Source organism: Enterococcus sp. DIV1639a, from assembly GCF_050530445.1.
GTDB classification, from domain to species: domain Bacteria; phylum Bacillota; class Bacilli; order Lactobacillales; family Enterococcaceae; genus Enterococcus_B; species Enterococcus_B hirae.
The window spans coordinates 2,182,526-2,207,500 of record NZ_CP172886.1; the positions used below are offsets into that span (position 1 = coordinate 2,182,526).

General features: G+C 37.0%; 19 protein-coding genes and 1 other annotated feature. Of the genes, 3 read left to right on the forward strand and 16 right to left on the reverse strand.

Going from position 1 to position 24,975, the window contains the following annotated elements; all coding sequences use genetic code 11:
* Nucleotides 1-35 precede the first annotated feature (35 nt).
* Nucleotides 36-248 carry a DNA-directed RNA polymerase subunit epsilon gene (locus IGJ32_RS10000; protein WP_010718722.1) on the forward strand — a complete coding sequence of 71 codons (213 nt, stop codon included), beginning with the start codon at nt 36-38 and terminating at the stop codon, nt 246-248.
* A 1-nt stretch (nt 249) separates the two neighbouring features.
* Entirely contained in the window at nt 250-1,932 is a 1,683-nt protein-coding gene (rnjA, locus tag IGJ32_RS10005; protein ID WP_010718723.1) for a ribonuclease J1, read from the forward strand.
* A 165-nt stretch (nt 1,933-2,097) separates the two neighbouring features.
* Here rnjA and IGJ32_RS10010 read toward each other — a convergent pair whose 3' ends face one another.
* The 13 genes from IGJ32_RS10010 to IGJ32_RS10070 all read right to left on the reverse strand — a co-directional run bounded on the left by IGJ32_RS10010 (nt 2,098) and on the right by IGJ32_RS10070 (nt 19,894).
* On the reverse strand, nt 2,098-2,298 hold the full coding sequence (locus IGJ32_RS10010; RefSeq protein WP_010718724.1) for a cold-shock protein: 201 nt from the start codon (nt 2,296-2,298) through the stop codon (nt 2,098-2,100).
* Nucleotides 2,299-2,461: 163 nt separating this feature from the next.
* Nucleotides 2,462-3,154 (reverse strand): RadC family protein, encoded by a 693-nt coding sequence (radC, locus tag IGJ32_RS10015; protein WP_034698946.1) that lies wholly within the window; start codon nt 3,152-3,154, stop codon nt 2,462-2,464.
* Nucleotides 3,155-3,211: 57 nt separating this feature from the next.
* On the reverse strand, nt 3,212-3,868 hold the full coding sequence (locus tag IGJ32_RS10020; protein ID WP_342081885.1) for an HAD family hydrolase: 657 nt from the start codon (nt 3,866-3,868) through the stop codon (nt 3,212-3,214).
* Nucleotides 3,858-5,171: a bifunctional folylpolyglutamate synthase/dihydrofolate synthase gene (locus tag IGJ32_RS10025; RefSeq protein WP_342081886.1), complete on the reverse strand. Its 1,314-nt coding sequence runs from the start codon at nt 5,169-5,171 to the stop codon at nt 3,858-3,860. The genes IGJ32_RS10020 and IGJ32_RS10025 overlap by 11 nt, the downstream gene beginning before the upstream one ends.
* Nucleotides 5,172-5,386: 215 nt before the next feature.
* Entirely contained in the window at nt 5,387-8,032 is a 2,646-nt protein-coding gene (locus tag IGJ32_RS10030; RefSeq protein ID WP_010718728.1) for a valine--tRNA ligase, read from the reverse strand.
* 47 nt (nt 8,033-8,079) lie between these two features.
* Nucleotides 8,080-8,320, reverse strand: a binding site (T-box leader).
* Between the two features lie 161 nt (nt 8,321-8,481).
* Nucleotides 8,482-11,841, reverse strand: coding sequence for a hypothetical protein (locus tag IGJ32_RS10035; protein ID WP_342081887.1), 3,360 nt, complete (start codon nt 11,839-11,841; stop codon nt 8,482-8,484).
* 424 nt (nt 11,842-12,265) lie between these two features.
* A complete protein-coding gene (locus IGJ32_RS10040) occupies nt 12,266-12,913 on the reverse strand; it encodes a redox-sensing transcriptional repressor Rex (RefSeq protein ID WP_430610467.1) in 648 nt (215 codons plus the stop codon).
* A gap of 226 nt (nt 12,914-13,139) precedes the next feature.
* Nucleotides 13,140-14,351, reverse strand: coding sequence for a tRNA uracil 4-sulfurtransferase ThiI (gene thiI, locus IGJ32_RS10045; RefSeq protein ID WP_010718731.1), 1,212 nt, complete (start codon nt 14,349-14,351; stop codon nt 13,140-13,142).
* An 18-nt stretch (nt 14,352-14,369) separates the two neighbouring features.
* Complete coding sequence (locus IGJ32_RS10050; RefSeq protein ID WP_010738070.1) at nt 14,370-15,512, reverse strand: cysteine desulfurase family protein; 1,143 nt, start codon at nt 15,510-15,512, stop codon at nt 14,370-14,372.
* A gap of 155 nt (nt 15,513-15,667) precedes the next feature.
* Nucleotides 15,668-17,389 (reverse strand): septation ring formation regulator EzrA, encoded by a 1,722-nt coding sequence (locus tag IGJ32_RS10055; RefSeq protein WP_010718733.1) that lies wholly within the window; start codon nt 17,387-17,389, stop codon nt 15,668-15,670.
* A 222-nt stretch (nt 17,390-17,611) separates the two neighbouring features.
* On the reverse strand, nt 17,612-18,142 hold the full coding sequence (locus IGJ32_RS10060) for a haloacid dehalogenase (RefSeq protein WP_034698938.1): 531 nt from the start codon (nt 18,140-18,142) through the stop codon (nt 17,612-17,614).
* 64 nt (nt 18,143-18,206) lie between these two features.
* The gene (locus IGJ32_RS10065) at nt 18,207-19,046 is read right to left on the reverse strand and encodes a Cof-type HAD-IIB family hydrolase (RefSeq protein ID WP_034698936.1); all 840 of its coding nucleotides are present in this window, start codon (nt 19,044-19,046) and stop codon (nt 18,207-18,209) included.
* A 14-nt stretch (nt 19,047-19,060) separates the two neighbouring features.
* Complete coding sequence (locus IGJ32_RS10070; protein ID WP_178285716.1) at nt 19,061-19,894, reverse strand: DUF72 domain-containing protein; 834 nt, start codon at nt 19,892-19,894, stop codon at nt 19,061-19,063.
* Nucleotides 19,895-20,049: 155 nt separating this feature from the next.
* Between IGJ32_RS10070 and IGJ32_RS10075 the strand changes: the two genes are divergently transcribed.
* Nucleotides 20,050-21,018 (forward strand): asparaginase, encoded by a 969-nt coding sequence (locus IGJ32_RS10075; RefSeq protein ID WP_010718737.1) that lies wholly within the window; start codon nt 20,050-20,052, stop codon nt 21,016-21,018.
* A gap of 615 nt (nt 21,019-21,633) precedes the next feature.
* On the opposite strand, the gene IGJ32_RS10080 is transcribed toward IGJ32_RS10075, so the two are convergent.
* From IGJ32_RS10080 to IGJ32_RS10090, 3 genes are all read right to left on the reverse strand, one after another.
* Nucleotides 21,634-22,371 carry an acyl-ACP thioesterase domain-containing protein gene (locus IGJ32_RS10080; RefSeq protein ID WP_034698929.1) on the reverse strand — a complete coding sequence of 246 codons (738 nt, stop codon included), beginning with the start codon at nt 22,369-22,371 and terminating at the stop codon, nt 21,634-21,636.
* Nucleotides 22,372-22,386: 15 nt separating this feature from the next.
* The gene (locus tag IGJ32_RS10085; protein ID WP_207426785.1) at nt 22,387-23,220 is read right to left on the reverse strand and encodes a fructosamine kinase family protein; all 834 of its coding nucleotides are present in this window, start codon (nt 23,218-23,220) and stop codon (nt 22,387-22,389) included.
* Nucleotides 23,221-23,502: 282 nt separating this feature from the next.
* Nucleotides 23,503-24,831, reverse strand: coding sequence for an aminopeptidase C (locus IGJ32_RS10090; RefSeq protein ID WP_342081888.1), 1,329 nt, complete (start codon nt 24,829-24,831; stop codon nt 23,503-23,505).
* Nucleotides 24,832-24,975: the final 144 nt, after the last annotated feature.

Consider the following 24,975-nt stretch of genomic DNA (forward strand, 5'->3'; position numbering starts at 1 on the left):
AATTACTGCGACATGCAGATAAAGGAGACATAAACATGATTTACAAAGTATATTATCAAGAATCAAAAATCCGTAATCCTAAACGGGAAGAAACAAAATCACTTTACATTGAAGCAAATAGTGATGTTGACGCACGTCAACAAGTGGAAGAAAATACCCCATACAACATTGAATTCGTTCAACTTCTAGAAGGCAGTCATCTAGAATACGAAAAAGAAAATGCTGAATTCACATTAGTGGAGTTTTAAAATGAAACTTTCCATCAAAAATAATGAGACAGGCGTCTTTGCTATTGGTGGATTAGGTGAAATCGGGAAAAACACGTATGGGGTACAATTCCAAGATGAGATTATTATCATTGATGCTGGAATCAAGTTTCCAGAAGATGATCTGCTTGGGATTGACTACGTAATTCCTGACTACAACTATATCGTTCAAAATATACACAAAGTGAAAGCACTGGTGATCACGCATGGACACGAAGACCATATCGGTGGCATTCCTTATTTGTTGAAACAAGCGAATATCCCTATTTATGCTGGGCCATTAGCGCTTGCACTGATTACCAATAAGTTGGATGAACACGGATTGCTTAGAGATGCACAATTGCATGAAATCAATGAAGATACCGTGATTCGTTTCAGAAAAACATCGGTCAGCTTTTTTAGAACAACCCATAGTATCCCTGATGCGTTGGGTGTCGTTGTAAAAACACCTTCTGGTAATATCGTTGCAACAGGTGACTTTAAATTTGATTTCACCCCAGTCGGTGAACCTGCTAACCTGCACAAAATGGCACGGATCGGTGAAGAAGGCGTACTCTGCTTGCTATCAGACAGTACAAATGCTGAGATCCCAACATTTACAAAATCAGAAAAAACGATTGGTCTTTCGATCCTAAAGATTTTTGAGAAAATCGAAGGTCGGATCATTTTTGCCAGCTTCGCTTCAAACATTTTCCGTCTACAACAAGCAGCAGATGCAGCGGTTGCTACCGGCAGAAAAATTGCTGTTTTTGGACGCAGTATGGAAAATGCGATCGTTAACGGCCAACGTTTAGGCTATATCAAAGTCCCAGAAGGAACCTTCGTTGATGCACATGAAATCAATCGATTACCTGCGAATGAAACGATGATCTTATGTACTGGTTCTCAAGGTGAACCGATGGCTGCTTTAAGTCGTATTGCTAATGGTACCCATCGCCAAATCCAGATCCAACCAGATGATACCGTCATTTTCTCAAGCTCACCAATTCCTGGGAATACTACCAGCGTCAACCATTTGATCAATTTATTATCTGAAGCTGGTGCAGAAGTCATTCATGGGAAAATCAACAATATCCATACTTCTGGACACGGTGGTCAAGAAGAACAAAAGCTGATGCTTCGTTTGATGAAGCCTAAATACTTTGTCCCAGTCCACGGAGAATTCAGAATGTTGAAGATCCATGCTTCCCTTGCTCAAGATACTGGTGTACCTGCTGAAAATTGCTTTATTATGGAAAATGGAGATGTGTTGGCTTTGACTAGCGAAACCGCTCGTCCAGCCGGACATTTTATTGCCGGTGACGTCTATATCGACGGTAGCGGGATCGGTGATATTGGTAATGTTGTTTTGAGAGACCGTCATTTGTTATCTGAAGAAGGACTAGTTCTGGCAGTTGCTACTGTCGACATCAAAAAGAAAGAAATTTTAGCGGGACCTGATATTTTATCACGTGGCTTTGTTTATATGCGTGAATCAGGTGAGATGATCAATGAGGCGCAACGCATCCTTTTCCATGCATTGCGTGAAGTGTTAAATGCTCCTGATTGCTCTGAACATAAACTGAAAGAAGCCATGACAGGCGCTTTACAACCTTTCTTATTTGAACGAACAGAAAGACATCCAATGATCCTTCCAATGGTGATGACACCTGATGAAGAAAAATAAATGAAAAACTTATAATGGCTGCATGCGCCGACTACCTACATAGATGGGTAAAGTTCGGCGCAGTTGTCCATTATAAGTTTTTTTGTAACAAAAAAGAGCGTAATCACTTACGCTCTTAACATGTTTAAATAGGTGAACAACACTTATTTAGTTTACTCGCTCTACTTAAGCTTTTTCAACATTAGCAGCTTGTGGGCCACGATCTGATTCTTCAACATCAAAAGTCACTGCTTGACCTTCTTCTAAAGTTTTGAATCCGTCACCTTGGATAGCTGAAAAGTGAACAAATACATCGCTTCCGTCTTCACGTGAAATAAAACCAAATCCTTTTTCAGCGTTGAACCATTTAACTGTTCCGTTTTCCATTAATAATACCCTCCTCGTGCCTAAGCACTTAATTGATTGTAACATTGCTCGCGTACGATAGAGGTGCAACAGATGTTTCAACTTCTATTCCCAAACAAAATTACAATATAATTGTACACTTGGTTCTTTTTTTTTGCAAGAAAGCTACTTCCACTTATTCAATTTATTCCTCTTCCATCAATCCCTCCTCTCTCAGACTAAAATACTGTTTGCATCCAATGATCAAATGATCTAAGACATCGATTCCCATCATCTCCCCACATTTTTGAACTCTTTTAGTAAAAAGCAAATCTTGTTTAGATGGAAGAACATTCCCCGATGGATGATTATGAACTAAAATAATTCTCGCTGCAGAATATCGAACAGCATAATGGAACACTTCTCTTGGATGTGCGATCGTTTGATCCAGGGAACCAATAAATAGCGTTTTTTTCAACAATACTTGATTCTTAGTATCCAAATAAATACAAATCAAATGTTCTTGTTTGTGATCCTTTAATTCTATGATCAATTGATGCGCTAATTCATAGCTGGCATGGATCGTGGGTTGTACCGCTACATGCTGTGTTTGGATTCTTTTTCCTAGCTCGATCAGTGCTTTGATTTCAAGAGCCTTAACCTGACCAATTCCTCGTATTTTTTCCAGCTCAGACAGCGTTGCCTGTCTTAACAGTGCAAGTCCACCAAATGTTTTCAACAAATTACCTGCTAGTTCCAAGACATTATAGGGATGCTGTCCCGTGCGTAATAAAATAGCAAGTAATTCTTGATCAGAGAGTGCTTTCTCTCCGTAAAGCAACATTCGCTCCCTTGGAAGTGAGGTTGCTGGCACAGCATCCAGCAAATTTTTTTCCATAAAATCCCCCCTTTCTTCTTCTCACTAATAAGATACGAAAAAAGGGGGGAGCTATTTTTATTTTTTTAGATATCCTGGTACTTCGTGTAGAGAAGATAAAACTGCTAACGTTTTTTGTTGCAATTCTTCTGAAGGAGCCAACAAATCTGGAATCATAATCACTGGGATCTCCGCACTTGCTGCTGCAAGTATCCCGTTTTTAGAATCTTCCAGAACCAATGTTTCTTGTTTTTTCGTTCCTAGATATTCATGGGCAAGCAAAAAGATTTCTGGATCAGGTTTAGCACGTTTGACATTTTCTGCTGAAACAATCGTTTCAAAATAGTTTGTCAGTTGGTTCTTTTCCAACAATAGCTCAATAATATGACGTTGGTTACTAGAAGCGACAACTTTAGGAATTCGGTGTTCTTCTAAAAAATCCAGTAATTCGATTACTCCTGGTTTTAATTGCACTGCACCTAAGGAAAACCGTCTGATCGTTTCTTCATAAGCATCATTAATGAATTTTTGGACATTATTTTTCCCAAAACTTGCAAAGATCTGATGATAATTTGCCCAAACCTCTTCATCTGATACACCTAGATATTTCAAATACAATTCTTTGTCGTAAGGAAAGCCCATTTGATCAGCAACCATTTGCGAGGCTTCATAGTAGACGATTTCTGTGTCGAAGAGTAACCCGTCCATGTCAAAAATGACAGCTTTATAATTCATTTTTTCCTCCTAACTGTAACAATAGTGTTCGTACTTCAGAAATAAAGTAAAGAGAACCTGTAACCACTAAGACATCTTCATTGGTCATTTTTTCTAATATTTCAGCTAAACCAAATTGCCATAATGAAACAATTGAAACTGTTTCATCTACAAGATCAGTCACGGTGCTTAAATCCAATGCTTTCGGGTGTTCAAACGTCGTTAAATACAAATGCGCATTAGGAACTGCTTTTAATTGGGTTAGCATTGCTTCTACATCTTTTGTACTTAGTGCAGAAAATAAAATATTGATCCGATAATCTTTGAACTCTTTCTTCAAATTTTGAACCAAACGGCTGACTGCATGTGTATTATGAGCGCCATCTAAAATAACAAAAGGTTCTTCACTCAATTTTTCCATTCGTCCAGGCCAGTGCGCTTTTTTCAGCCCTTTGCGAATTTCTTTTTCACTAAATGGTATACCTGTCATCTTGCAGTAAACTTGGTATAGTTCAATTGCCATACCAGCATTTTCTGTCTGATGTTGTCCAATCATGCCAATCGTAAGCGAGGTCATTTTTCCATGCTCATTATGAAATGAAAATACTTCTCCCCATTGCTCAGCTGGATGTTGATAAGTAACTTGATAGTTTTCGCCAAAAATATGAAGGGGGGCATTTCTTAGTCTAGCCTGTTTTTTGATTACTTCTAAAGCTCTTTCTTCGATATTTCCCGTAACGACAGGCACCCCTTGCTTGATTATTCCTGCTTTTTGGGCAGCGATTTCTTCAATTGTTTCTCCTAAAATATCCGTATGATCCAAGCCAATCGTGGTGATTCCTGTAAGTAATGGTATGGCAACATTCGTTGAGTCTAGTAAACCGCCTAACCCAACTTCAATAATAGCAACGTCGACTTTTTGACACAAAAAATAATCAAATGCCATTGCTGTCAGCGTTTCAAACTCAGTGATTCCGGCAACTGCTTCAAATCGATCCAAATGTTCAACAAGTGGTCGGTATTTTTGTACAAGCTTGATTAAGTCTTGATCTGGAATTTCTTGTCCATTGATCGAGATTCGTTCATTAAAAGATTCAATATACGGCGAAGTAAATGTCCCCACTGTCAGACCTGCTTCTTCTAGTAGACATCTCAGATACGTAACCGTCGAACCTTTTCCGTTGGTTCCTGCGATATGGATCGTTTTCACCTGTTTTTCAGGATGCCCGACTATCTCTAATAATGCCTCCACTCGATCTAGTCCCGGACGAGAGCCAAATGGCAAGCGGCTATGGATCCAGGCGATTGCTTCTTCTATTTTCATCAACGTTTCCCCCATTCCATATTTATTATAGCAAAAAGCAACCGGAAACACAGGAAAAGACGTAGTGTATGTAAAAGAAGAAGAAATACTGAATAGCCCATTCTGATTCTACTTATTTGTGCTGACGTCTTGCTTTTTACTTAAAAAAAGAGCGGAAATGTTTTTCAACTACTTTCCGCTCTCTTTTGCATTTGTACGATTGTTCGAATGTCAGATTACTGGATTGTTCTTAAGCTGCGGATTCTTTCTGTAACTGCTGCTTGTTTGTCCAAATAATCTTTTTCTTTTGCCCGCTCTGCTTCAACCACTTCTGCTGGCGCATTGGCAACAAAGCGTTCATTGCCTAATTTTCCTTGTACTCGTTTCACTTCATCTGTCCATTTCGCTAGTTCTTTTTCTAACCGTTTGATTTCTTCTTCGATATTGATCAAACCTGCTAATGGTAAGAAAATTTCTGCCCCTGTCAATACAGCTGACATTGCTAGATCAGGCGCAACGATTTCACTTGAGATCGTTAGCTCTTCTGGATTACAGAAACGCTCGATATAGCTGGTATTTTCTGTTAAGAATTGACCGATTTTCGGATCATTGATCTTAATCATTAATGTAATTGGTTTTGATAATGGTGTATTCACTTCAGAACGAATGTTACGTACGGAACGAATTAGTTCTTTGAGTACTTCCATCCCTTTTGAAGCTGTTTCATCATTAAATTCCGGATGAACCACCGGATAATCAGCAACTACTAAAGAAGTACCTTGATGTGGGATGTGTTGCCAAATTTCTTCAGTAACAAATGGCATAATTGGATGCAATAGACGCAAAATTTGATCTAACGTATGCACCAAAATACTTTGTGTTGTTTGTTTTGAGACAGCATCATCACCATACAAGACTTCTTTACTCATCTCGATATACCAGTCACAAAAATCATCCCAAATAAAGTTATACAACTGACGCCCAGCTTCCCCAAATTCAAAATGATCAAAGAGTTCAGTAACCTTAGCGATCGTTTCATTTAGACGTGTCAAGATCCAGCGGTCTGCCACAGTTTTCTCGCCAGTTAGCGTAATATCTTCAACTGTCATGCCTTCACTGTTCATAATAACAAAACGTGAAGCATTCCAAATTTTATTAATGAAATTCCAAGCTGCATCCATTTTTTCATAGCTGAAACGGACATCTTGACCAGGTGCTGAACCGTTTGATAAGAACCAACGTAAGGCATCAGCGCCATATTTTTCAATCACTTCCATTGGGTCAATGCCGTTTCCAAGAGATTTACTCATCTTACGTCCTTGCTCGTCCCGAATCAACCCATGAATCAAAACATTTTCAAACGGACGACGATCTGTAAATTCTAAGCTTTGGAAAATCATTCGACTAACCCAGAAGAAGATAATGTCGTAGCCAGTTACTAATGTGCTTGTTGGGAAATAGCGTTGATAATCAGCACTATTTTCATCTGGCCATCCCATCGTTGAAAAAGGCCATAATGCTGAACTAAACCAAGTATCTAATACATCTGGATCTTGTACCCACTCTTCACTATTTTCTGGAGCTTCCATCCCTACATACATTTCACCCGTTTCTTTATGGTACCAAGCCGGGATTTGGTGTCCCCACCACAATTGACGAGAGATAACCCAATCGTGAACATTTTCCATCCAACGTAAAAATGTTTGATTAAAACGTGGTGGGAAAAATTCAACTGCATCATCAGTCTCTTGATTTTTCATTGCTTTCTCAGCTAATGGAGCCATTTTAACAAACCATTGTGTGGACAAGCGTGGTTCAATGACTACTCCCGTACGTTCTGAATGCCCAACATTATGGATCATTTTTTCAATTTTGATCAATCGTCCGATTTCCTTCAAATCAGAGACAATCGCTTTACGTGCTTCGAAACGATCCATACCTGCATATTTTCCAGCTAAGTCATTCATCGTTCCATTTTCGTTCATCACATTTACACGCGGCAGATCATGACGGTTACCTACCTCAAAGTCATTTGGATCATGCGCAGGTGTAATTTTCACTACGCCTGTTCCAAATTCCATATCAACATACGTATCTGCAATAATCGGAATTTCTTTATTTACTAATGGTAAAATTACTTTTTTGCCGATCAACGCTTGATAACGCTCGTCTTCTGGGTGTACAGCAATCGCTGTGTCACCTAGCATAGTTTCTGGACGAGTCGTTGCAATTTCCACTACACCCGAACCATCAGCCAGTTCATAGCTCATGTGGTAGAAAGCACCTTCAATCTCTTTGTGGATCACTTCGATATCCGATAAAGCAGTGCGTGCTTGTGGGTCCCAGTTAATGATGTATTCACCACGGTAAATCAAGCCTTTTTCATAAAGTGTCACGAATACTTTACGAACAGCTTCTGACAAGCCATCGTCTAGTGTAAAACGTTCACGACTATAATCGAGAGATAAGCCCATCTTTGCCCATTGTTCACGGATATGGCTTGCATACTCTTCTTTCCATTCCCATACTTGATCCACAAATTTTTCACGTCCTAAGTCATAACGCGAAATTCCTTGTTGACGAAGCTTTTCTTCTACTTTTGCCTGTGTAGCGATCCCTGCATGGTCCATCCCAGGTAACCACAAGGTATCAAAGCCTTGCATCCGTTTTTGACGAATCAGCATGTCTTGTAAAGTCGTATCCCAGGCATGTCCTAAGTGAAGTTTTCCTGTAACATTTGGTGGGGGGATTACGATTGAATAGGGTTTTGCTTTCTGATCGCCACTTGGTTTGAACAAATCTTGTTCCAACCATTTTTCATAACGGCCAGCTTCAACTTCTTGCGGATTGTATTTTGTTGATAGATTTTTTTCTTCCGTCATACTGATGTCCTCCTTAAAAATAAAAAAAGTCCTAAAATACTTTCGTATTTTAGGACGTATTGATTTACGCGGTACCACCTAATTTGTAGCAGTTTCCTACTACCTCTCATGTGAGTTAACGATCACGACTCGTTTATCTCTAGGTTTTATCGGTTTGCTGTACACGATAAAGGGTTCAAGATAAAAACTCCCAAGCTACCTTCACTAGTCTCTCCTAAGAACGTCTCACCATCTCGTTCTCTCTCTAAAAGGCTGTAACTAGTTACTCCTCTTGATCAACGTTATGCCTCATTTTACAATGGTTCAATTTTAAAGTCAATAAAAGACGGTAAGAATCGTATTTCCCTAAATAGTACCTCTTCAGGCTTATGATTCGCCTATTATAAATAATTGACTAAACAATAAGCAGTAGTGACAATGTTTGCTTATTCAGAACGTGACTGTTCAAATTAATTTTTTAACTCTCTTACAGAAGACTGATTTTTTCCTGCTTCCTTCATCTCATTTAGATTATTAGCCTTATTTGTAGACTGATTCATTCGCTCCTCTAGTGTTTGAATTTTTATTACAGGGTGACTATTGGGCGTTTGAGGTGATTTATTTGTTAGAGATTGATCCCTGATTTCCTTGGGAATTGGTATTGATTGAATACCAGCGGACTTCTCCTGATTTAGACTATCAGCCACATTTGTAGACTGATTCATTTGCTCCTCGAATGTTTGATTTTTTATTACAAGGGGCGTTTTGGTTTGTTTATCTGTTATAGAGTGATTACTGATTCCGAGAGGTGTTAATGTTGGTTCAATACCTGTAGACTTTTCTTTATGTTGCTCCTTTTTTCTCTCTGGTTCCTTTACTGAATTACTTATTAGAGACTGATTACTTGTTCCCTGAGGCATTGGAGTTGGTTCAACATCTATATTCAGTTCTTTAAGTTGCTTCATTTCCTGTCTATGTGAGTGTAATTTCTCGAAACTCTCAACTAGTCTTTTAATTTTCCCTCGATTCTGTTGGTGTTCTGAGTCTTTATTAAGATACCCTGCCGTGTATTTAGGATTTATATTTTTAAATACACCAGATGAATATACCAAGAAAGACAAAACAACCTGGGAACAACAATGCTCATCCTTGATTAGTAATTCTTCAATCTGTCGATTCACATCAGACACTAATAGGTTATTCGGACTTACGTAAGTATTTATAAACTGCTTAATCTTATCGCTTTCCTGTTGCCACCACTCCCTTTCGAATGGAGTCAGCACCTGATTAAGATTCTTAAAATATTTATTATTGTTACCCTCAACTTCATTAATCGTTACCTTCTTAAGATCAACAGAAACTAAAGGAATTTGTTTGCTACACTCGTCAATGACACTTTTTAATTTGGGATATGTATGTATAAAATGTTGTATCTTTTCTTTTTGATTAAGGATATTTGAAAATTGCTCCTCTATACTAAGTCGATCATCTCTAAATTCGTACACCTCAATCACACTATATTTCATTTGTTTTTTAATTTCTTCTTTTTTATTATTTAAATCTTTTTGAAACGTCTCAATTACTTTATTGACTCTGACTTGTTTTGTATTTTTTTTATTTTTTATCTTCAATAAACTATTTTTAATCTTATTTATTACAACTTGGGATTCCCTTTGCCGCTTTTTTTCATCCATTGATAAACATTTTTCCGTCCAATTGATGACATCCGATTCAGTAAAATCGATATTACTCGAGGAAAGTTCTTTTTTTATTGGTTGGAGAAAGCCCTCGGCTTTTGAGATATCCTTGATTTCCTTTAATAATCCTTTTCCGTCATCCCCAAATCTTTTTTTAAAATCAGTTACATCACTTGAATTTCCCCATTCTCTACTCATTACAGAATAAATGACTGTTGATAAAGTTTCTCCCTCCTTTTTTTGTTGGAGTGCTTCTTCGATTTTTGGAAGTAGTTCTTTTTTTGTCTGATAATTTTGTAATAGATTTAATGCTTTTTCCCTATCCGAACGATTCGAACAATCAATTCCTTCTTCACTTAGTGTATGATTAATCGTTTCCAGTATTATAGGAAAAAGGTAATCTACTTTTTGTTTTTTTAAATCTTTTCTTACTTCCCCCACTATATCAAGACTTTTTATTTTATCAGTAGGGGCAAGTATTATAGTTTGTGCTTTTTCTCCCATTTCCATGCTTATTGCGGATATTCTTAAGATCACTTCTTTTTCATTCAAAATTTTGTTTGTTTGAATCTTATCCTCTTCATTTAAATAAGTGCTTAATTGATTATTGACTTGTTCAAAGTTTTTTTCCGTCCAGTTTGGGTAATTAACTTTTAACTGAAGCATAATCGTTGCAATCTGCTCGGGTTTTAATTGTTTGAGATAGTCATTGTTCTCCAGTTTATTATCAATTGATCGAAGTCCATTCATGTGTCGCTGATTTTCGATTTCACTCAGATCTTTTTTCATCATTTCCGATAAGGAACTATTTTTTTTTGCTTCTGTCTCCTTTAATTCTTCTTTAAATGCTTGAACTGTTTCAAATTTGTGCCATTGATTTTCACCAAAAACAAGTCTCCCTAAATAGGATAACTGTTTTTTTGACTCTGGAGAATTCAATAATCTATAGAATCTATCAAATCGGTCTATTTTTGCCCCACTATTCAATAAATCTTCTAATTGATCCCCTAAATCTGATCGATTTTCTTTTTTTAGTTTTTCGATGATACTTTTTTTATAAAATTCTAAACGGTCCGTTTCTTTGAAGGAAGTATTGACATGTTGTCTAACAGACTCTTTTACTAATGTGGACTGAGCCTCAACATAAATTTGTGTCATCAACTCAACTGTTCCTTGTTCTTCTCCTCTTAATATTTCATCATACTTTACAGCCAACTCTGGGGTTACTTCTTTAGCAATCAAATAAACGAGCTCTTGATCAAGGATTCTTTTTTTTGTGATTATGGTACTTTCTTTTATATTTATTTTTTTAAAATATGGAATGCTATTACCAATAAACGGCGAATCACTATGATTTGTAGCTATAGAAATATATGTTTTTTTTTCAGCTTCTGATAAATTCTTTCTTTGGAGAAGTTTAGAAATTATTTTATCTTCTCTCAAAAAGTCAAAAAACCATTTATACTCATTATTCTTAGGAGATCTATTCATCGTTTCAAAAAATCCATCAATTACGATTTCTCTACATCCTTCTTCATAATCTAGCTCCATATTGACTAATTGTTGATATTTTACACTGCCCTCGTTTAATAGTTCAAATGTACGAGCTAAAATATCCTCTTTGACTTTAGCTGAGTCCATGCCATATTGTAATTCTATACATATCTCTTTAATTTGTTTCTCGATTACATCTGTCAATAATTCCATTTTATTAATCCTAATCAAAACTTTCTCATGAAAAAATTTCTCGCCATCCATAGATAAACTATTAGTTAAAGATGTTAATAAGTTTAGCTGTTCTGTCAGATTTCTAGTTGGAACCATTAGAAGATCAAAAAGATGAATCTGATTTATTACATTATCAGAATTTTGTTGAAAATAGAGACAAGATTCCACGATCTCTCTCGTTATTACTCTCTCTTGTTGCAGCATTATTATCAGCTCATCAAGAGTGTCAAATCTGTTAATTGCCGTCCCCCCTCTTAATGTATCCAGTAATTGCTGATAGTCTGCAGTTATTTTGTAAGGGAATTTATTCAACACTGCTTTCATTTGGTGGTATCCTTCACTTGTTTTGTCCGAAAACCGCTCCATTTCCATAAGAATTGTATTTTTTACCTTCTCTTGATTCATTTTTACCATCCTTTACATTTTTTTCGTTATAGCATCCGTGGCTTGTCTGTTTTGCTAGACATTCATATCTAGCCTAAATCATAAGAATTAAGGATTGTTCCTTTTATGTACATTCAATCAAATCTTAAACTTCATTAGTATTTTTTACTCCAACTTGTTTCATAACCGCCTCCTTCAGATTAACTTTTTTCTTACAACAGTGATTCTATCCATTGCATTCATCTTTATTACTGTCATTCACTCCTAAAAAAAGGTTTCTTCTTTCAAAAAAACCAGTTATTTTATAATCCCTGCACACGATGATACAATGAACTGAAAGCTATTATATCAGTATTATGATTGTAAACAAACAAAAATAGATATAAACATGCGTTATAAAAAAACGCTTAGAAACATTGGCTCTAAGCGCTAAAACTATGGATTGTCATAAAAAAACTTCTGAATATTTTTCGTTAAAAAATATAAGCGTTTGCAATTCTGTCGTCAAATCAATGTATTGAATATTCACATGTTTGGGTACGATCACTCGGTCAGGAGCAAAGTTTAAGATCGCTGATACGCCACCTTTCACAATTTCATCGATTGCTGACTGGGAGTGTTTACTTGGAACCGTTGAAATCGCAACTGTTACTTTTTCTTTTTTGACGATTTCGCCAAACTGTTCGATTGGATAAATGAATTGACCATCGATTTCTTGGTTGACGATTTTAGGGTCATTGTCAAATACACAGACGATATTCAAATTTTCATTTCTTCTAAAATTATTGTGCTTTAAAGCTTTCCCTAGATTCCCATACCCAACTAAGGCAATTCGTTTTTCCTCTTCCGTCTTTAAGATCCGATCAAATACTTCGATCAGATAAGACACTTCATAACCATAGCCACTGCGCCCCAACTCCCCTAAATATGAAAAATCTCTACGGATCGACGCAGAAGGTACTTGGGTGATTTGACTAAATTCATTTGATTTAATCCGCTTCACACCTGAATCATTGAGCATTTTTAAATAACGTAAATATAAAGGTAGTCTTTTAGCTGTTGCTTTTGGTAAAACCGCTATTTTTTCTCCCATCTTTAAACTCCTTTGTTAATTTCTTCACATAGTCAGTTTATCATTTATCCTCTCTTAGAGCAACAGTAGGGAACATAAAAAAGAGTCTGGGATTGACTCCAGACTCTTAAATAAGTGTAAGAACAAATAAAAAGTAATGTTTTTAAAGTCTGTTTTATTAAACATAAAAAAACGGTTCAATCTACTTTCTTATTCTTATCAAAGCTCCACGATAATTTCAAGACTCTTATAACAAATCAGCAAATTCTTCTACTTGTTCAGCTTCGGTAGCTGTATGGATCGTTTCCATTTTTAAACCAGAAAGAGCTCGTTCGATCATTTCTTCGATTGGTAAACGTTCTTCGTATTGATGAACTTTATCAAGTCGTGGTCGGGTCTTTGGTTGAGGTGGGGCAAAAATCGTACAGCAATCTTCAAATGGTTGGACTGAAAGCTCAAAGGTATCGATTTGTTCAGCTACTTCAATGATTTCTAATTTATCCATCGTAGCAACTGGACGAATGATAGGCGTATTCGTTACTTCATTGATAGCAACCATGCTTTGTAAGGTCTGCGAAGCTACTTGTCCTAAAGACTCCCCATTAAGGATAATCAACCCATGGCGTAATCGGCGGATCTCATCCGTTAATCGCAGCATCATCCGTCGAGTAATCGTCATCCAGTACCCTTGCGGAATGTTTTTCTTGATTTCTTCTTGGATCTCAGTAAACGGTACCTCGATAAACTCGATTTTACCGACATAAGGAGTCAATTTTGCTGTTAAATCTTTTGCTTTTTGTAATGCTTGCTCACTCGTGTAAGGTGGACTAGCAAAGTGGACCGCTTCAATTTCGACACCACGCTTCATGGCAAAATAACCAGCCACAGGTGAATCGATTCCACCAGACAACATCAACATGCCTTTACCACTCGTTCCCACTGGCAATCCGCCTGCTCCTTTAATCGTTTCATAGGATAGGTAAGCAGCATCTCGACGGATTTCTACCCGTAGTGGAATATCTGGTTTGCGCATTTGTGCTTCTATATCAGGGAAGATATCTACCACCGCATTTCCTAACGTTTGATTTAATTCATTACTTGTTAATTCAAAGTCGTGGTCACTACGTTTCGCAATAATTTTAAAGGTTTCTTTTCCTGTATAGACTTCTTTCATGATAGCTTGAACTGCATCTTTTAACTTTTGAACATCTTTTTCGATTCGAATACTTGGTGAGAAATTTTGGATACCGAAAATTTTAGCCAATTTAGGTATAACTAATGCACTATCAGCACCATTTAACAGTAGGTGCATCCGGTCACGATCAGCATGGATCTTGATTTCGGGAAAATCACTCAATGCTTGACGAACATTTTGAGCAAGTTGCATAATAAAACTTTTACGGTTTTTTCCTTTTGTTGACAGTTCACCATAGCGGACCATGATTTCACTATATTTCACAAAAACACTCCTTATTGATTAATTGATGGTTGAAAATTTCTTATATAATTGTTTAAAAATGATCATAAATTGTTCTACTTCTGCCATAGAATTACTTTCATCTAAACTAATGCGAACAGCTGACGTAGCTAAATCATCAGGCACATGCATGGCATGCAACGTGCTACTTGCAAGGTGTTTACGAGAAGAACAAGCACTAGTTGTAGAAATAAATATTTGTTTTTCTTCTAACGCATGAACAAGGACTTCTCCTCGAATCCCTTTGAGTGAAAAACATAAGATATGTGGTGCATAATCTTCTCCCTCTGAAAAAATAGTCACTTTTTCATAGGCTTTCAAAGCGTTGATCAATGCCTCTTTTAAATGTTTGGTGTGATCTGGCTTTTGAAGTTTTCGATCCAGTGCAATTCGTAAGGCTTTCGCCATTGCGACAATCGCAGGAACATTTTCTGTTCCACTTCGTTGATTTTTTTCTTGGCCACCACCATTAAGAAGCGGTGCTAAACGTCGTCCCTTCTTCCAATAAATAAAACCTATACCCCGTGGTCCATGAAATTTATGAGCTGAAAACGTCGCAAAATCAACTCTTTCGGTCAGCCATTCAGATAAAGAAACTTTTCCGATTGCTTGCACAGCATCCACATGAAAATGGATTTTAGGGTATTCTTTTAGCAACTCACTGATTTCTAAAATTGGTTGGATTGATCCAATTTCGTTATTGACTGCCATGATTGAAACCAATACCGTGTCTTTACGAATTAGTTTCTTCAATTCATCAACAATGACAAATCCTTGATTATTTACTGGCGCTATACTAACTTCTACCCCTAGAGATTTAAGTTGTTCAGCTGTTTCACTTACAGCAGGATGTTCTATCCCAGAGATGATCATGTGGTTTCCATATTCACGTTTTTCAATCATCGTCCCTTTAAGTACCCAATTATCGCCTTCTGTCCCACCAGAAGTAAAATAAATTTCATCTGGAGTAACAGTTATCAGCTCAGCAATTTGTTTTCTAGCTTGTTGTAACAAACGGTTTGCTTGATTGCCTAAATCATGCAAACTTGACGGATTCCCAATAATCCGCTGACTTGTCTTTATATAGGCATCTAAACTTTGCGGAAAGATTGGGGTTGTCGCACTATTATCAAAATATATCATAAGAAACCCCTCTTTTTTGAAATTCTTTACTATTATAACGGTTGTCCCAATTGCTTTCAAGAGGAGGTTGTTTTTTCAGAAAGTTTCGTGTAATTGAACACGCAAAAAGACAACACTTGGTGGATTGACCAGTGTTGCCTTTTTAGTTAGTTTTATTAAACTAAATCAGGATTCTTAAAATAAAAATCTTCAATTCGCTTGAAAGCACCAGGTTCAACACGTTCGAGTGCTGTACCGATCTCATCCAGAGCTTCTTGATAATGATGTTCCTTATTGAATAAGTAATAACTTTTATCAATTGCTTCTCTGATTTCTTCATGTGTGTGGCGATAACGATTTGCATACTGTAGCATTTGTTCTGTCAGTGCTGCAGCATCCACTAAATCATGCGTTTTCTTATCAAGTAAGTCTAAATCTTCTTCACATAACGTAACTAAGCGATTGACTTCTTCCATATTGACTCTGATTTTATTTAGCACGATACTTAGCTCTTCAATCCGATCAGTTGCCACAAAGAAAAATTCTAAATAATCATTTGGTAGACCAGGCAAACGTTGTTGTTCCACAAAACGTTTCAAATTACGCAATTTAAATTCGAAAGTATCGATTTTTTCTTGCGCTTCTTTTTCACCTTTTCTTAACTCGTGTAGTGAGTCATCGATTTCAACTTGTTGGTTTTCGATATCTTCTAAAACTTTGAATACTTTTTTATAGAAAGTCCGTACTTCAGAATATGGTAGCAAGTGTTGCTGGATTTGTGGTTTCATCTGTTCGTTTTGACGTTCGATTTCTTCCACTTCTGTTTGGAATCCGCGTACTCGACCAATTTCATTATGATTCAACGCATAACTTTGAGCAGTATGATCTAACTCAATCAATAATTGACGATTGTTTTTTGTGGCATGTTTGATGTATTGTTCAATGGTTGCTTGATTGGTTGTGACATAATTTTGGGCTTCCATTTCCCGCTCTAGAATGTCGTAGAGCGAATCAATCATACTAGCAGTTTCACGATTCTCGAATTCAACCGTTTCAACTTCTGTTTTTTCAAGATTTGCTAATGAACTTTCAATACGATGGCTTACTTTTTCAATCTCACCAACAAGATCTTCTTCTGGGAAAACATATTGTTCCTGCATCAATTTTTCATAAGTTTGCTGGATTTCTTCCAGTTGTTCTGGGAAAGTAGTGTTCAAATCTTCAAATAGCGGCGGAACTTTTTTCATCAAAGCTTCAACTTCATACGTATGTTTTTCTGCTTTATCCAAAACTTCTCGAGCTTCAACAGGATCACCTGAAGTATTCAATGCAACAAATTGCGTGAATTCATTTTCGATCATCTTGACTTGCTTTTGTAATTCAGGAAACGCAGGACCGTATTCTTGCTCATCTTCTCTGATTGTTTCTTTCAGTTCTTCATAGACATCCAAAGCTTGCTGAACCGCTAGTGAATTACGTTCTTCTGTTTCACGTAACTCTTTTAGTCCATCACGAATCTCAGAAACTTTCTTTTCCATTTGGTCCATGGTTTTTTCTGCTTCGATCACAGCTTTTTTACCTTTTAAAAATCGGAAACTCTCATTAAGATTTTCTACTTCAAAAATTTGACTTTCTAACTCAGCAAACGAGGAAGTGGATATGTCATTCCATTTTTGACTCCATTCACGAAAGGTATTTTGGCTTTGCCCCACCAGATGCATTTTTTTAACATCATCGACTTCTTCAATCACAGGCAAGTCGAATAATTCTTCCTTGCGCTTTTCCAAGGCGTCCAATCGATCTTGGTTTTTTTTCTTCATATAGTAACTAACCAAAAAGACGACTAGGGCGACTATAATGATTGCTATGACGATTCCGATGATAACATTATTTCCCATTTAAGGTACCTCCGTTTTCAATATGCATCTATTTTTTATGCTTAGTTAAATAATTTGTGTGCATAAAACAATAAATACGTCTTCCGTGCAAAAGACATCTATTGTAAATTATAACACACAATTTTTAAGCATTCACTAACTTCATCGAAAATCTTTTATTCCTACCTAGAAAATAGCATAACCAGTATGAAACGCCGGTTTATTTTGGTTTGTTTCGTCCATTCAAGACTGTTTCTTTCGAGTCGCTTGGGCGATTTGCCGTTGAATTTCTTTGGCGATCTTAGGTTCAGGGGCACACTGCTCTTCCCAGTTATCAGGTTTTAATACCTTATTCGTGACCGGATGATAATGTGGTTTACCATCTGGGAATAATTTCCCCATGTTTGCTTGGTGAACGATCTCAAATATCTTCGTAGGATCAACACCCAATAATGAAAAAGAACCATAAGTAAAATATAAAAGATCGGTTAAAGCATCGACTTGCTCGATCAAAGGTGCTTGTCCCCATTCTTTTTTAGTCAACATTTTTTGTTCTGCTTTCTCTAATGCTTCGTGAAGAGCTGTTACTCCTTCGTGTAATTGTTCCTGATCTCCCTGACAATTGGCCGCAATCAATTCGACTAATTCTTCAATTTTAAATTCTGCACGATAAATGGCTGCTTGTTTCGAAAATGCAGTCGGTACATCAGGTGAACGAGGGTCAAAAATTTTATGAAACTCTTCTACTTGTTGAAAGGGTGTTTTCTCAGACATCTTTTTCTACCTTCTTTTCTTACTTCTCTTAACATTTTTACTGAAGTCTAGTCTATCAACTGTTTTAGTAAATCAAACCATAATGCTTCAGTCCTTGATAAATTCCGTCTTTTTCATTGGTATCCGTCACATAATCAGCAGCTTGCTTAACTTCTTTTTGAGCATTCCCCATAGCAACCCCGATTCCGACACCTTCCAGCATCTCAATGTCGTTATAATGATCACCAAATGCCATGATCTCGGTCATTTCGATCCCCATGTCTTTGGCAAAGGCTGCAATTCCTGAAAGCTTTGAGCCACCTTTTGGAATGATATCAACGGTATACGCATTGGACCGTTGAAAGCTGCACTCCGGAAACCGCTCTTCTAATTTTTCTTGTTCTGATTCCTGACTCAATAAAATACATTGGTAAATTGGCTCATCAAGAATCTCCAGTGCTTCATATCGCTTTTTCTGCCGATGTGGGCTAAAAATTTGCAGTCCTTTTTTCATCAATCGAACGGGAAATTTTTTTGGTAATAAACTAACTAAACGTTTGATTAAAATCGACTGTCCTAATAGCATCGTGGTCGAACCAGCTAGTTGATCTCTTCCACCAAAAATGATCTGGCGATGGTTCTTATCAGCATATTCCACGATCTTACTTAAAACGACTTGATCAAATGGTTGATCTACAATCGTTCGTTCGGCAGTAAATACCAATTGTCCATTATAGACAACATACATATCTAATTCCAATTCATCAATCACTTCTTTGATTTTAACTGGACTCCGCCCAGTTGCTACACCACACAATATCCCATTTTTTCTAGCATAGCTAATCGCACGTTTAGTCGAAGCAAGTGCTTTTGAACGGTCGTTGACTAATGTGCCATCAATATCAAAAAAAATTGCTTTGATCATTCAACGCTCCCTCTCTAAAATAAATCCATTTGTTGTGGGTTTAAGCCTTCCGGTTTTATTTTTAATATTTTTTGTAAAGCTAACGCATTTTCTGCAGCATCTCCACCAGAATTGTTGTTAAAGATAACTCCGATTTCTTTCGTTTTTGAGCTAACAGAGTCAATAGCAGTTGCTAGTTCTCTCAGTTCCTGCTCAGAATAGCGATAAAGAGTTCTTTTTTTACGCCAATCTTTATCATTGGCCTGCCAACCTTGAGCATTTCTTCCGTGAAACCTGAAAAGAGCAAAGTCTGGATTCGTGATGAATGGGTCAAAAGGAACTGTTGTGTTTAACAACTGTGGTTCATCAATTACTGCCAAAGAAAATTCTGCTCGAGTCATGAAGCTTCTCGTGCGCTCAACGAATTCCTCACTGTACCACGAAAAGTCCCGAAGTTCGATTGCTACCGGATAGCCAGCAAACCATTTTCGAAGCTTACGTAGGTATTGTACACTTTCCTTGGTGCATTTAAAGGAAGCTGGAAATTGGACTAAAAAACAAAAAAGCTTGTTCGCATCACTCATTGGTTTCATTACTTCCAGAAATTTAGCAATCATTTCTTCTTCTGTTTGATAATATTTTTCCCAGTCTCCTTGACCACTAATCCCTTGATACGCCTTAACAACAAAACGAAAATCATTTGGAACCTCTTGCACCCATTTTTCTACCGAAGTTCGTCTTGGGATTCCATAGTAAGCTGTATCAAGCTCCACTAATGGCAAATATCTAGCATACTCATAAAGTGTGTTATTCTTTTTTCCAGTCAATTTATCATGTTCTTTAAATGAGGTTAATCCGATTCGTATCATTTCAAGCCACCTTTGCTTTTCCATCCAAAAATCAACTATGTATAGTGAGATTTACTACTCATTGCTCAATGCCACGGATAGCAAAACTCTTTCATATAGTATACAATAAGCGTTAAAGCCTATGCAAAATTATATGTAAGGAAGTCCGAAAAAAAATGAAAAAAATTCTAATTTTACACACTGGCGGAACGATTGCCATGAGAGAAAATCTTTTAACTGGTGGAGTGAGTCCTGATGTTGTGAATCCTTTGCTAGATGCTGAAATTGAAATTCCAGAAGATGTTGATTTAGTAATAGAAGATATCTTTAATCTTCCTTCACCTCATATCATGCCTAAACATATGTTGATTTTAAAAAATCGGATTAATGAAGCCTATCATTTGGGGTTTGACGGTGTTGTAATCACTCATGGAACAGATACGTTAGAAGAAACCGCCTTTTTCTTAGACACGACGATTGGAGATAAACTGCCGATCGTACTAACTGGCGCTATGCGATCCAGCAACGAATTAGGGAGCGATGGGCTGTACAATTTCGAGAGTGCTATTCGAGTCGCTAGTTGTAAGGAAGCAAATGGAAAAGGTGTATTGGTCGTAATGAACGATGAGATCCACTCCGCGCGTTACGTGACCAAAACCCACACGACAAATGTTGCCACTTTTCGTACACCCACATTAGGTCCAATTGGTCTAGTAACAAAACATCGGATCTTATTTATGCAAGAATTACTAGAAACTACACGCTTAGATATCACTTCAGTCAATGGTACGATCCCAATCGTTAAGGCTTATGCGGGGATGCAAGGTGATCTATTAGAAGCTATCGCCCATACCAAAGTAGATGGCCTAGTGATCGAAGCTTTAGGAGCTGGCAATTTACCACCACAAGCTGTAACAGCTTTGAAAAAATTATTAGTACAAAAAATCCCAGTGGTCTTAGTTTCCCGGTGTTTTAATGGGATAGCAGAACCTGTTTATGACTACGAGGGTGGCGGAAAAGAACTAGCAAACATGGGGATTATTTTTTGTAATAGCATCAATAGCCAAAAAGCTCGCATCAAACTACTAATTGCCTTGAATCACGGGTTAAAAGATCAATCATTGATTTCGTTTATTACTCAATAAGTTATAGCTAAATCACATACAAAAATTCCTGACATTAAAATTCCGTTCTAAAAAAATCCAGTGTTTGTTTAGCAATTGAACCAATTTTGCGCATTCTTTTTTCAATCATGGAAGGTTATCGATCCTTACCTATTACTGGATATCCAAAAGTCTTATTTCCATGTTAGAATGTCCAAAAGTATGAACACCTAAAGAATTCTTTATTATTCAGCACTTCGGCAATCAATCAAAAAAGAGGTTGAGACAAAAGTGTTCAGCATCAAGAAATAAGAAGGAATTTCCGAAAATTGCTTCTCAAATTTTTGGTAAATTTCGGCTTATTTCCGAAGATGCTACTTTTGTCTCACCGTGAACAAGAGGTCGTGAAAAGAGTGTTTTGACCTGAGCGTTAAGGATGGAAATCTCGAAACAGCTTCCCATGTTTTGAGATTTTTTGACTTATCGCCGAAGGTCAGCTCTTTGAACACCGTTTATCCGTTTTTAGAGATACTAGAAGAGACTGAGACAACTTTTGTCTCAGTCCCTTTTTTCCCTTGTTGTTCCTGCTTATTTCCCAGAGCTAGACACTTCTGCGACAACCTCTTTCCGATTGGAACATCGTTTGCTATTAGCAGTTTATTTATTTTTCCAAGTGATATTTGCTTCACAATAGAGTTGTTCTTGCATTCTGATTTCATGTCTTGTTTTCACACCATGTTCCATCTCTACTTGTTCATAATGACTTTCAATTTCATTTCCATATTCCACTTCTTTGTCAAAACGGATCAAAACTTTTTCTGGTACATGTGTCGTCAAGAAATCATAGCCTAAGACATCAATAATCCAGTTGAAATACATGGCATTGTTCACATGTTGGTTACTATCGATATCATAGAAACGCACGCGATAAGGTAACATCGTGCCCGATTCGATCTTTTCTATTTTTTCTTGCCGTTTGATTTTTTTGATTTTTTCGCTTTCAAACGGTGCAATAATTTCTTCATTGACGCTACTCATTTTCCGATTCACAAAATCCATTAATACAAAAACTGATTCTATTTTTACCAGTTCTGTACCTTCTTCATCATGAATCCAAAAATTACGATAACAAAAGAATTTATTGTACTCCATGGCTTGTGTTGTTATAGAAATCGTCTCTCCTACTTTAGGCAAACGAGTGATTGTCATTGAATAATTGGTAATGACCCAAGTCAGTCCAAAACTATTGACAAATTTACTGCCACGATCAAGCGCATCACTTTGATCTTCTGATGTCTTGATCACGATTCCTAACATTGATGGAAATGTCATGGTCTGATTAATGTCACATTCATAATATGAAACTTCATGTTTTTTTGTATATCTCTTTGCCAAAAAAACACCCTCCTCTTATCTTTTCGCTAATAATTGATCCACTTGTGAACCATAACTTTCCCCAAACATATTTAGATGGGCTAACAAATAATATAACTGGTAAATCGGCAATCGTTTTTCCCAATTTTTTTCCAAAGGATAGACCATTTGATAACTTTGTAAAAACTCTGGACGAAACCCACCAAATAGCTGGCTCATAGCTATGTCCTGCTCACGATCACCGTAAGAAACGGCTGGATCAACGAAGACTGGTTCTCCTTGCTGATCAAAGAACACATTACCACTCCACAAGTCGCCATGCAAGAGGCTAGGGACAATCTTTTTATCACTAAAGTTTTCTAACACGTATTGCTTAAAAGAAATAAATGTTTCTTGGCGGTTTTGATTCCAATGGTTGTTTTTTTGTGCCAAAGCAATTTGACTTTCTAGACGATTTTTGAAGAAGAAAAGCCACCAATCTTCTTCCACATGATTGAATTGCGGAACGGTCCCTAAATAGTTATCCTTTCGATACCCAAATTGAGGAGCGGTTACCTTGTGCAAATTCGCCAAAGAAACGGCTAGATCTTTTTGATCTCCTTTGCCAGGTTCGATCCATTCCATCAAAAGATAGGCACCATCTTTTTGTTCACCCAGCATGTAAGTTTCAGGTACTCGAACGTAGGGAGCTAGTTCTTTTAACCCATCCACTTCCGCTTCAAAAAAAGACTTTCCAATATTAGGATGAAGCTTTAAGAAATATGATTTATTTTGCTCTTCAATTCGATACGTTTGATTAACGTCCCCACCAGTGATAGGTATCACTTTGCCTTCTAATTGGATTTCTGCTAACACCGACTGAATATTCATCTCTACTCCTCCTTACATGCTTTTCCAACCTATTTGTTAGCTATCATTATATCACAGAGAATCTAAAACAAAGAAAATGAGTCTAGTAACTCTTTGTTCAACAGTAAAAGTCCATTGCTCATATTTATAGACAAAAAAAGAGAGGCTTCTTTCAAAATTAGCAATCCTACTAATTTCGAAGACTAACCTCGTCTTTCTTTCAATCCCTCATTTACTTTCTTTTTCAGTAATCTGAGACACCAATTCGTCTATTTTCTTCATACTTTGAGTAGAATTAGTTTTTTAAGCCAATGCGCCCATTGGATCCCAAGGAGCTAAAACGATTGGTTCTTCATTGAAGGCTTGGAGTTGCTCTTTCGACAACAAATCTTTGCGAACAACGATTTGATACGTGTATTCGTTCATCCAATCGTCACTCATTACAAAAAATCCTTTATTGCCGACTTTTTCTCCCCAGCTATTTTCGACTTTCCATTTCGTTGATTTCCCATCAACAAGATCGACTCCCGTCAATACCATCGCGTGGGTCATTAAGCTTTCACCATAATCTAAACGTTGTGCTTTAGTCATCGTAAAATCTACATCGAATAAGTCATCCATGTCGTAAACATCCAGTGCCATGACCCCACTATCTCTAGTTGAAGATTGTCCGACATCACAACCAAACCAAACAGACTCTCCTTGTTCCAGTTGGGCAACAGCCAACTGTTTAAACGTTGACATATCTACGTTCAAATAACGAACTTCTTTCCCGCCAACCACATTACCTAACATTTCTACAGTGTAAGAACGATCAAAAGGTTTGTCTTTTGTCGGTGCATTGATGATGCTAACGTAATCATCTAGTTTTACGCCAATATATTTATCATAAAAGAGTTGAGGTGTAAGCTGTTGGTCAATATGATAATTGTTTTCTTCGTCACGGTATTCAAAATCAAATTCTTTTGGTGGTGTTCCTAAGGAGATGGCTAAAAATTGATAGATTCCTTCTAGCATTTCCTCTTTTTTTGCTTGAATCGCTTCAGCAGTTTCACCACCGGCAATCATTTCACGTAAGACCGTCGCATCTTTACGCAACAATTTATTCAAGTAATTATTTAAATCTCGTGAATTTGAACTATTTGCACTTTCTGGCATAACAGATTTAGGAACTACACCATATTTCTGGAAGAGGGAAACGATCATATCCCATTGTCCGCCATCTTGTTGTGGGGTTGTTAATAAAAAGGCTACTTTTCGGCTATCTAAGGCATCATTCCCTGTTGCGATAATATTTTCATAAAAATAATTAGCTTTTTCATATTTGTCCCAGAAAAATGTATAGTTTTGTGATAATTCAAATTCTTTCAAATGGAATTGATTGAGCAATTTATGTCGGAAAGTATTTAATGCTGCAAACATCCAGCAACGACCAGATTGTTTCTGATTTGAAACCTTTCCCGTTGATAAATCAATTGAAAAAACCGGTGTATTAGACACATGGGCAGCCACATTTTCAGCAGAAGCGGTGATCCCATTTTTTACTACCGCTCTTTGTAGAGCTTGTTGCTTGTTGTTTTCTTCAAAACCTTTTGCAAATTTTTTCGTCATTTCAGGTGTAATAGCTTTCATCCAATCATCCTTCCAATCAAAAATATATCTTTAATTCTACCCTTAAGTGGTTTGAAATACAACGACTCACTTTTAATCGTTACAACAAATCGACTGAATCCCCCTCACGACAACCCTTTTTTGTTATTCTCAAAAGTTTTTGAG